This is a genomic window from Moorena sp. SIO4A1 (assembly GCF_010672065.1).
Classification (GTDB): Bacteria; Cyanobacteriota; Cyanobacteriia; order Cyanobacteriales; family Coleofasciculaceae; genus Moorena.
Genome location: NZ_JAAHHX010000767.1, coordinates 1 through 1,375, shown reverse-complemented (window position 1 = coordinate 1,375; position 1,375 = coordinate 1). Strand labels below are relative to the sequence as shown.

Annotated in this window: 2 protein-coding genes; both read left to right on the top strand. The window is 42.7% G+C overall.

The window, feature by feature from the left end; translation table 11 throughout:
• Positions 1 to 270: 270 nt before the first annotated feature.
• The gene (locus tag F6K53_RS42750) at positions 271 to 468 is read left to right on the top strand and encodes a hypothetical protein (RefSeq protein WP_070391763.1); all 198 of its coding nucleotides are present in this window, start codon (positions 271 to 273) and stop codon (positions 466 to 468) included.
• A 275-nt stretch (positions 469 to 743) separates the two neighbouring features.
• Positions 744 to 1,238, top strand: coding sequence for an S-layer family protein (locus F6K53_RS42745; RefSeq protein ID WP_293054709.1), 495 nt, complete (start codon positions 744 to 746; stop codon positions 1,236 to 1,238).
• The last annotated feature ends 137 nt before the right edge of the window (positions 1,239 to 1,375 follow it).

Here is a 1,375-nt window from a genome sequence, read left to right as displayed (position 1 = left end):
TTTAATAACGCACCATACAGATAGGGTCACTACAGAATTACTGAATTGTTACTCTTGCCTTTTTCATAAATTTTTACAAAGCGCCTGATTAAGTAATGGGTTGTTCAAAGACTATGCAGGATTGGCGAGGCTAGCCAAGGGCATCTATTGATTAACTCATTTAACAATCATTTGTCAAATGTTATTGGTCTTTTTTGATTTTTCCAAAGTTAATTGGAAATTGAATAATGACCAATGTTCGATTATTAATTGATACAAAAGCACCCAGTCATGCAACTTGGTAAAATTCTAGTCCGTAAACGACTTATTTCTCATATTCAACTCAATACAGCCCTTGAAATTCAGTCTTTAACTGGTATCAAATTAGGAGAAATTTTGGTAACTAAAGAATTGATTGAATCTCAGGATTTGGAGCAAGCACTGTTGGAACAATATTGGCGTAAAAAGGGTTTTTGGGTGATTGATTAGTCCCCCTGGGCAAAATTCAAAATTCAAAATTCAAAATTCTTCTGGTTTTTGATAGCTTGGAATGGGATATTGGGATTGGGTGCATCTCAATGTATGAAATTAGGCAGAAATTCTAATAAAACTCCCAAACTCCTCACACTAGCTACACTCTCTTAATTGCCTTTCCCCCAACTGGTCCTGATGGTAGCGATATCATTGCCAAAGCTCAACAGGGAAAAGGTGGTGAAATCACCATTGATGCCGAAGATGTCCGTCTGATTGAGGAGCGCGAAGCCATGGAGGGAAATCGCACTAATGATATCGATGCCAGTTCTGAGTCTGGTCCAGGAATAGTTACCATCAAAACGGGCAATCTTGACCCCTCTCGGGGATTAGATCAACTACCAATTAATTTAACTGACCCATCATCACTCATTGTTGCTAGCTGTCCGAGAAGTGGGAAAATCTCAGTCGATGAACTTGGTGAATTTATTGTTACTGGACGCGGTGGCATTCCGCCCAGTCCCCTCGACCCGATTATCGGTCGAACCATTATTGCTGATTGGGTGACTCTAGATGATGAAACCGTTACTGAAATTGATAACAATGACAGTAACCCTCCCTCGACCGAACAGAATTCTGTGCCACAGAAGTCTCAGCGCAAAAGGATTGTAGAAGCTCAAGGCTGGATGACCGGTCCCGATGGTACGATCATTCTCACCTCTTTCCCTACCGATACCACTAGCCCACCCAAGCCTTGGTATCACTATTTCTCTTGCCGGGATTTATAGCGTTTGGCCTAGGGAATCGGGAATCGGGAATCGGGAATCGGGAATCGGGAATCGGAACCCACCCCTAACCCCTCCCAGGAGGGGAACGGGAATCGGGAATCGGGAATCGGGAATCGGGAATAAGCAAGAACTGATAG